Below are 7820 nucleotides of genomic sequence, written 5' to 3'. Positions count from 1 at the left end.
ATGAAATGCGCTCGCGGGCCGAATTCGTCCAGATCACCGCCGCCGGCATGCGCGAGAGCCACGTCCACGACGTGCAGATCACCAAGGAAGCGCCGAATTACCGGGCCGATTAAGGTAAAGTAAGGAATCCTTACTTCCGGGAAAGACGACCGTGCTCGCCAAAATGACCGCCAAGAACCAGATCACCTTGCCGAAAGCAATCGTGAGCCAGGTGCCGCCGGCCGAGTACTTCGAGGTCGAAGCTGTCGGGGACCGCATCGTGCTCACGCCGGTGCGGGTCAGCAAGGCAGACGCGGTCCGCGCCAAGCTGGACGAGCTCGGAATTACGGAACAGGACATCGACGATGCAGTGAAGTGGGCCCGTGGTCGGTCCTGAGCGGCCGAGGGTCGTGCTGGACACGAACGTGGCCGTGTCCGCGCTGCGCTTCAGGGCCGGGAGGCTGGCCGCCTTCCGGGCGCTGTGGCAAGGCGGCGTGATCGTGCCGCTCCTGTCCACGGCGACCGCGAAGGAATTGCTTCAAGTCCTGGCCTACCCCAAGTTCCGCCTCACTGAAGATGAATGCCGCGAACTGCTGGACGACTACCTGCCCTACTGCGAGGTCATCCGGCCGCAGGAGCGCCCGAACGCGCTGGCCCACGTCCCTGTCTGCCGGTATCCGGACGATCAACAGTTTCTGGATCTCGCCCAGGCCGGGGATGCGCAAGCGCTGGTCACTGGCGACCAGGACCTCCTCGCCTTGAACGACCCCTACCTCCGCCACATGTGCTTCGAAATCATCACGCCTGCCGAGGCACTCAACCGCTGGTCTGCCTGAGATGCAACACGACAAGATCCTCATCCTCGACTTCGGCTCCCAGGTCACGCAGCTGATCGCGCGGCGCGTGCGCGAGGCGCACGTGTATTCCGAGGTCCATCCCTGCGACGTGAGCGACGAATGGGTGCGGCAGTACGCCGCCGACGGCTCGCTCAAGGGCGTGATCCTCTCCGGCAGCCACGCCAGCGTCTACGAGGAATCGACCGACAAGGCGCCGCAGGCGGTGTTCGAGCTCGGCGTGCCGGTGCTGGGCATCTGCTACGGCATGCAGACGATGGCGCAGCAGCTCGGGGGCAGGGTCGAGCCCGGGCACAAGCGCGAGTTCGGCTTCGCCGAGGTGCGCGCGCGCGGCCACACGGCGCTGCTGAAGGACATCGCCGACTACACCACCGAGCAGGGCCACGGCATGCTGCACGTGTGGATGTCGCACGGCGACAAGGTGGCCGAGATGCCGCCCGGCTTCAAGCTGATGGCCTCCACCGAGAGCTGCCCGATCGCCGGCATGGCCGACGAGGCGCGGCGCTTCTACGCCGTGCAGTTCCATCCCGAGGTCACGCACACCAAGCAGGGCCGCGCGCTGCTGGAGCGCTTCGTGCTGGGGATCTGCCAGGCGCGGCCGGACTGGGTGATGCGCGACCACATCGCCGAGGCGGTGGAGGCGATCCGCCGCCAGGTCGGCGACGAGGAGGTGATCCTGGGCCTCTCCGGTGGGGTCGATTCGTCGGTCGCGGCGGCACTGATCCACCGCGCCATCGGCGACCAGCTCACCTGCGTGTTCGTGGACCACGGCCTGCTGCGCCTGAACGAAGGCGACATGGTGATGGACATGTTCGCCGGCAAGCTGCACGCCAAGGTGATCCGCGTCGACGCGAGCGAGCTGTTCCTCGGCAAGCTCGCCGGCGTGAGCGATCCGGAGCGCAAGCGCAAGATCATCGGCGGCCTGTTCGTCGACGTCTTCAAGGCCGAAGCCGCGAAGATCAAGGAAACGCATTCGCGCCACGTCGCCTGGCTGGCCCAGGGCACCATCTATCCGGACGTGATCGAGTCCGGCGGCGCCAAGAGCAAGAAGGCCGTCACGATCAAGAGCCACCACAACGTGGGCGGCCTGCCGGAGCAGCTCGGATTGAAGCTGCTGGAGCCGCTGCGCGACCTGTTCAAGGACGAAGTGCGCGAGCTGGGCGTGGCGCTGGGCCTGCCGCCGGAGATGGTGTACCGCCATCCCTTCCCCGGCCCGGGCCTGGGCGTGCGCATCCTGGGCGAGGTGAAGAAGGACTACGCGGACCTGCTGCGCCGCGCCGACGCGATCTTCATCGAGGAGCTGCGCAACTTCCGCGACGAGGCGAGCGGCAAGACCTGGTACGACCTCACCAGCCAGGCCTTCACGGTCTTCCTGCCCGTCAAGAGCGTCGGCGTGATGGGCGACGGCCGCACCTACGACTATGTGGTGGCCCTGCGGGCGGTGCAGACCAGCGACTTCATGACGGCGGACTGGGCGGAGCTGCCCTATGCCCTGTTGAAGAAGGTCTCCGGCCGCATCATCAACGAGGTGCGCGGCATCAACCGCGTCACGTACGACGTGAGCAGCAAGCCGCCGGCGACGATCGAGTGGGAGTGAGGCGGCCATAATCCGCCCATGTACCAGCCGCCGCAGTTCCAGTCCGACGATCCCGCCGTCGCCGCGGAGCTGATGCGCGCGAACCCGTTCGCGAGCCTCATCTCCAACGACGACACCGGCTTTCCCTTCGTCACCCATCTGCCGCTGCACCTGGACGAGCGGGAAGGCCGCTTCGTGCTGCTGGGACACGTGGCGAAGCCGAATCCGCATTGGCGCCACCTGCAGGCCCGGCCCGAGGCGCTGGTCACCTTCCTGGGCCCGCACGCCTACATGTCGCCCAAGGTCTATCCGGACCTGCAGCGCGTGCCGACGTGGAACTACCTCGCGGTGCACTGCCGCGTGCGGGCGCGCTTGCTGGAAGACGCGGGCGCCAAGGACGGCCTGCTGAAGAAGCTGATCGCCGACCACGAGCCGGACTACGCACCGCAGTGGCAGGGCCTGGGCGAGGAGTTCGCCCACAAGATGCTGGCCGGCATCGTGGCCTTCGAGCTGGACGTGCAGCAGTGGGCCTGCAAGCTCAAGGTCAACCAGCACCGGCCCGAGGCGCACGCGCGCATGCGCGCGATCTACGCGGCCGGCAACGAGGACGAACGCGAGCTCGCGCAGTGGATGCAGCGGCTCGGATTGGGAGGAGCGTGATGCGAGCGGTATTCAGCGTGCTGGGCCTGCTGATCGTGGTGGCGATCGTCGGCGTGCTGGCGAAGAAGCAGCTTTCCTCGGGCGTGGCGCCGGCGACCTCGGCCAATGCGCCCGCGGGCGTGGCCGTGCCGGCGGGAACGCCCAAGCAGCAGGTGCAGCAGTTCGAGCAGGCGGTGCAGGGCGCCATGCAGCAGCCGCGCGCCATGCCCGACGAAGGCCAGTGAAGCTGCCGCCCGCCGGCCCGGCGCGCGACGAGGCCTGCATGCGCGAGGCGCTCGCGCAGGCGCGGCTGGCGCAGGCGGCGGGCGAGGTGCCGGTGGGCGCCGTGGTGGTGCACGGCGACGCCATCGTCGGCCGCGGCCACAACGCCCCGGTCACCCTGCACGACCCCACCGCGCACGCCGAGATCCGCGCCCTGCGCGAGGCGGCGCAGGCCCTGGGCAACTACCGCCTCGACGGCTGCGAGCTGTTCGTGACGCTGGAGCCCTGCGCGATGTGCAGCGGCGCGCTGCTGCACGCGCGCCTGGCGCGGGTGGTCTTCGGCGCCCGCGATCCCAAGACCGGTGCCGCCGGCTCGGTGCTGGACCTCTTCGCCGAACAGCGCCTGAACCACCACACGGAAAGCGTCGCCGGCGTGCTGGCGGGCGAATGCGGCGCGCTGCTGTCGGAGTTCTTCCGCGCCCGCCGGCAGGAGGCCCGCAGCACCGCCCAGCCCCTGCGCGAGGACGCCCTGCGCACGCCCGAGGAGCGCTTCGCCGCGCTGCCGGACTACCCGTGGCCGCCGCATTACGTGAACGACCTGCCGGCCTTGGACGGCTTGCGCCTGCACTACCTGGACGAAGGCCCGCGCGACGCGCCGCTCACCTGGCTGTGCCTGCACGGCAATCCCTCCTGGAGCTATCTCTATCGCCGCATGATCCCGGTGTTCCTGGGCTCCGGCGGGCGCGTGGTGGCGCCGGACCTGGTGGGCTTCGGCAGGAGCGACAAGCCCAAGCGCGACGCCGCACACGGGTTCGAGTGGCACCGCCAGGTGCTGCTGGAGCTGGTCGAGCGGCTGGACCTCACGCAGGTCGTGCTGGTGGTGCAGGACTGGGGCGGCCTGCTCGGGCTCACGCTGCCGATGGAGGCGCCCGAGCGCTACCGCGGCCTGCTGGTGATGAACACACTGCTGGCCACGGGCGATGCGCCGCTCAGTCCCGGTTTCCTGGCCTGGCGCGAGATGTGCGCGAAGAATCCCGGCTTCGGCGTCGGCCGCCTGCTCGCGCGCGGCAACCCGCAACTGACGCCGGCCGAATGCGCGGCGTACGACGCGCCGTTTCCCGATGCCGGCCACCGCGCCGCGCTGCGGGCCTTTCCGCCCATGGTGCCGGAGCGTCCCGACGCCGAAGGTGCCGCCATCTCGCGCCAGGCGCGCGACTTCCTGGCGCATGACTGGAACGGGCAGACGCTGATGGCCGTCGGCGCGCAGGACCCGGTGCTGGGCCTGCCGGTGATGCAGGCGCTGCGCACGCAGATCCGCGGCTGCCCGGAACCGATGGTGCTGCCGCAGGCCGGCCACTTCGTGCCGGAGCAGGGCGAGGAGGTGGCGCGCAGGGCGGTGGGATACTTCCGCCCGTGACGAAGCGCATCTACATCTTTTCCCCCTCCAGCGCCGTGCGCAACAAGGCCGCCGTCCGGCGCGGCATCGCGCGGCTGAAGGCCCTCGGCCACGAGGTCGAAGTCGATCCCGACGTGTTCGCGACGCACATGCGCTTCGCCGGCGACGACGCGACGCGGCTCGCGGCCATCGAGCGCGCGGCGGCCAGCGGCGCCGACGTCGCCATCATCACGCGCGGCGGCTACGGGCTCACGCGCCTGCTGCCGGCGCTGCCCTACAAGGCCATCGCCAAGGCGGTCGACCGCGGCACGCAGTTCGTCGGCCTGAGCGACTTCACGGCGTTCCAGAACGCGGTGCTGGCCAGGACCGGCCGCATCACCTGGTCGGGCCCCTCCGTCGGCGAGGACTTCGGCGTCGAGGGCGAGCCGGACGAGATCATGCAGGCCTGCTTCGAGGACCTGGTGGAGGAGCAGGGCGAGGGCACCGGCTGGCAGCTGCCGCGCGCCGAAGCCCGCACGCAGCCGCTGCAGGCGCAGGGCGTGCTGTGGGGCGGCAACCTGGCCATGCTGGCGGCGCTGGTGGGCACGCCCTGGCTGCCCCAGGTGAAGGGCGGCATCCTGTTCCTGGAGGACGTGAGCGAGCATCCCTACCGCATCGAGCGCATGCTGACGCAGCTGCTGTATGCGGGCGTGCTGCAGAAGCAGAAGGCGATCCTGCTCGGGCACTTCACCAACTGGGAGCCGGTGCCGCACGACAAGGGCTTCCGGCTCGCCACCGTGATCGAGTGGCTGCGCGGCCAGGTGAAGGCGCCGGTGCTCACGGGCCTGCCTTTCGGGCACGTGCCCACCAAGGTTTGCCTGCCGGTGGGCGCCAAGGTGCGGCTGGCGGTGGAAGGGCGGGACGCGTTCCTGCTCTGGGGACATCTGTAGCGCTGAGCGCATCGCCAAAAGGAAAAGCGCGGGAGTCCCGCGCTTTTTCCTTTGAACCGGGCCGCTCAGCCCACGAGCGGACTAGGGCGCGACGTCAGGCTCCCCGGCAGCATGCCATGGAACATCTGCGTGATGCGTTGCACCTGCTGGCGCGCCGCCGATTCGCCCTGCGTGCTGGCCAGTGCGGCCATCAGGTCGCCGCGCAGGTACCACAGGGCCTGGATGTCGTTGGCGTAGCGGAGCCGCCGGGTGACGTTGGCGAACTGCTTGGTGCCGGTCTCGCCCAGCAGCTCCAGCATCGCCTCCCGGATGTCCTCCGTCTTGTCCTCCAGCGTCGAATCGCTCGGTGCAACGGGGTTGCCGAGGAGGCCGTACACACTATTGCGAATGCCTTTGAACCATCGCATTTGACAATGTTCCCGGGCCACGCGGAGGCGCGGCGAAGATGGAAGTAAATTATTCCCATTGTCGGACGCTGGCAAGGCCCGAACGTGCCGGATTTCACGGAACCGACGGTCCAGGACCGGGTATTTTCCCCGGATGGACGGGCGGTCAGTCCGCCCCGTGCGGGTCGCGCACGGCGAGCACGGGCACCGGCGCCAGCCGCAGCACCTGCTCGGCGCCGCTTCCGAGCAGCAGGCGGCTCATGCCGCGCCGCCCGTGGGTGCCGACCACCACCAGGTCCGCTTCCCAGTTGCGGACCTCCTCCGCCACCAGTTCGCCGAGGCGCCGGCCGGCCGTTTCGACCAGCTTGCCGTCGGTGGGCACGTCGGCCGAGCGGGCCATGGCCTGGGCGTCTTCCAGCACGCGGGCGCCCTGGTCGCGTGCCGCCTTCAGCAGGTCGGCACTGTATTCGTAGCCGGACAGGTAGGCCAGTTCGTCCAGCGCGTGCAGCAGGCGGACGCGGCCGCCGGTCTCGCGCGCCATCTGCAGGGCCGCGACCACGGCGCGGCTGGAGGTCTCGCTGCCGTCCACCGGAACGAGGATGCGCTTGTACATGTGAGATCCTTTCTGCATGTGGGTCCTGCGGCCCATCTTGGCCGCTTCGCGGCGCGCGCACTTGAGCCGCATCAAGCGGCCCGCCCGGAGGGCGCGCTAGGACGATTCCTAGCCAGCATCGGCGAGCACCGCAGGCGGATTCGGACTCGTCCGAGCCGGCAATTCAGCCGCCGCCGATGGCCCGGCAGTGCGCGCGCGGCGATAGTTACGGCCATGGATTCGAATGCTTCCCTCAAGGTGTTCCTGGCGGACGACTCGCAGTTGATCCGCGAGCGGGTGAACGCCTTGCTGGCGGGCGCGCGCATGGACGTCGTCGGCGAAGGGGCCACGCCGTCCTCCTGCATCGAAGGCATCCTGAGCTCGCGCCCGGATGTCGTCGTGCTGGACGTGCAGCTCGAAGGGGGCAGCGGTCTGCAGGTGCTCAAGGCCGTCCGCTCGCAGGACCCCGCCGTGGCCTTCGTGGTGTTCAGCAACAACTCCGCCCCTGCCTACCGCAAACGCTACCTCGGCGAAGGCGCCGTGCGCTTTCTCGACAAGAGCACCGAATTCGACCAGCTGGCGCAGGCCGTGGCCACAGCCGGCCGGCGCGTCCACTGAGGCACACAAACAGAATGAAAGAGGGCATCACCATGACATTCAGCCAACCGGCCCCCGCCGTCCCTGCCGAGCGCGCCAGCGCCACTACCGTGCAGATCGTGCCGCGCGCCCGCGCGACGTCGCCCAAGGCCGATCCGGCGCCGGCGCCGCTGCGCACCCTCTGCTCCACCTGCCACCTCAAGGACCTGTGCCTGCCCTGCGGCCTCACCGGCAGCGACGTGCAGCGCCTCGACAGCCTGATGTTCGCCCGCCGCCGCGTCCGCGAAGGCCAGGCGCTGTACCACGAAGGCGAGAAGTTCCAGTTCATCTACGCCGTGCGCAGCGGCACCTTCAAGTCGGTGCTGACGCTCAAGGACGGCCGCGAGCAGGTCACCGGCTTCCAGATGGCCGGCGAGCTCATGGGCCTGGACGGCCTCGCCTCCGGCAAGCACGCCAGCGCCGCGGTCGCCCTGGAGGATGCCGAGATCTGCGCCATCCCCTACGCCCACCTGAGCGAGCTGGCCACGGTCAGCCCCGACCTGCAGCACGTGATCTCGCGCCTGATGAGCCGCGAGATCGTGCGCGAGCACAGCCTGATGATGCTGCTGGGGTCCATGAACGCCGAGGAGCGGCTCGCCGCCTTCGTGCTG

Annotated in this window: 11 protein-coding genes; 9 read left to right on the top strand and 2 right to left on the bottom strand. The window is 69.5% G+C overall.

Annotation, left to right across the window (positions count from 1 at the left end; genetic code table 11):
• The first annotated feature begins 151 nt into the window (after nt 1-151).
• Genes VFM98_RS19795 through VFM98_RS19765 form a run of 7 tightly spaced genes read left to right on the top strand, consistent with a single transcriptional unit; the run spans nt 152 to nt 5595 of the window.
• Nucleotides 152-376: an AbrB/MazE/SpoVT family DNA-binding domain-containing protein gene (locus VFM98_RS19795; RefSeq protein WP_325111612.1), complete on the top strand. Its 225-nt coding sequence runs from the start codon at nt 152-154 to the stop codon at nt 374-376.
• Between the two features lie 13 nt (nt 377-389).
• The gene (locus VFM98_RS19790) at nt 390-815 is read left to right on the top strand and encodes a putative toxin-antitoxin system toxin component, PIN family (RefSeq protein WP_325111611.1); all 426 of its coding nucleotides are present in this window, start codon (nt 390-392) and stop codon (nt 813-815) included.
• Nucleotide 816: 1 nt separating this feature from the next.
• A complete protein-coding gene (guaA, locus tag VFM98_RS19785; protein WP_325111610.1) occupies nt 817-2430 on the top strand; it encodes a glutamine-hydrolyzing GMP synthase in 1614 nt (537 codons plus the stop codon).
• 18 nt (nt 2431-2448) lie between these two features.
• Nucleotides 2449-3069 carry an FMN-binding negative transcriptional regulator gene (locus VFM98_RS19780; RefSeq protein ID WP_325111609.1) on the top strand — a complete coding sequence of 207 codons (621 nt, stop codon included), beginning with the start codon at nt 2449-2451 and terminating at the stop codon, nt 3067-3069.
• Nucleotides 3069-3293 (top strand): hypothetical protein, encoded by a 225-nt coding sequence (locus tag VFM98_RS19775; RefSeq protein ID WP_325111608.1) that lies wholly within the window; start codon nt 3069-3071, stop codon nt 3291-3293. The genes VFM98_RS19780 and VFM98_RS19775 overlap by 1 nt, the downstream gene beginning before the upstream one ends.
• Nucleotides 3290-4687 (top strand): tRNA adenosine(34) deaminase TadA, encoded by a 1398-nt coding sequence (tadA, locus tag VFM98_RS19770; protein ID WP_414709050.1) that lies wholly within the window; start codon nt 3290-3292, stop codon nt 4685-4687. Before VFM98_RS19775 ends, tadA begins: the two co-directional genes overlap by 4 nt.
• Nucleotides 4684-5595 (top strand): LD-carboxypeptidase, encoded by a 912-nt coding sequence (locus VFM98_RS19765; RefSeq protein WP_325111607.1) that lies wholly within the window; start codon nt 4684-4686, stop codon nt 5593-5595. The genes tadA and VFM98_RS19765 overlap by 4 nt, the downstream gene beginning before the upstream one ends.
• A gap of 65 nt (nt 5596-5660) precedes the next feature.
• On the opposite strand, the gene VFM98_RS19760 is transcribed toward VFM98_RS19765, so the two are convergent.
• Nucleotides 5661-6002 (bottom strand): hypothetical protein, encoded by a 342-nt coding sequence (locus VFM98_RS19760; RefSeq protein ID WP_325111606.1) that lies wholly within the window; start codon nt 6000-6002, stop codon nt 5661-5663.
• Between the two features lie 145 nt (nt 6003-6147).
• Complete coding sequence (locus VFM98_RS19755; protein WP_325111605.1) at nt 6148-6594, bottom strand: universal stress protein; 447 nt, start codon at nt 6592-6594, stop codon at nt 6148-6150.
• 213 nt (nt 6595-6807) lie between these two features.
• Here VFM98_RS19755 and VFM98_RS19750 point away from each other — a divergent pair, with 213 nt between their 5' ends.
• Nucleotides 6808-7191, top strand: coding sequence for a response regulator transcription factor (locus tag VFM98_RS19750; RefSeq protein WP_325111604.1), 384 nt, complete (start codon nt 6808-6810; stop codon nt 7189-7191).
• 32 nt (nt 7192-7223) lie between these two features.
• Nucleotides 7224-7820, top strand: a 597-nt coding sequence (locus tag VFM98_RS19745; RefSeq protein WP_325111603.1) for a cyclic nucleotide-binding domain-containing protein, incomplete at its 3' end; no start/stop codon positions are given.

The organism is Ramlibacter sp. (assembly GCF_035706265.1).
Lineage (GTDB): Bacteria > Pseudomonadota > Gammaproteobacteria > Burkholderiales > Burkholderiaceae_C > Ramlibacter.
Note: the sequence above shows the minus strand (reverse complement) of the source record. Positions and strands in the feature narration are given on the sequence as shown.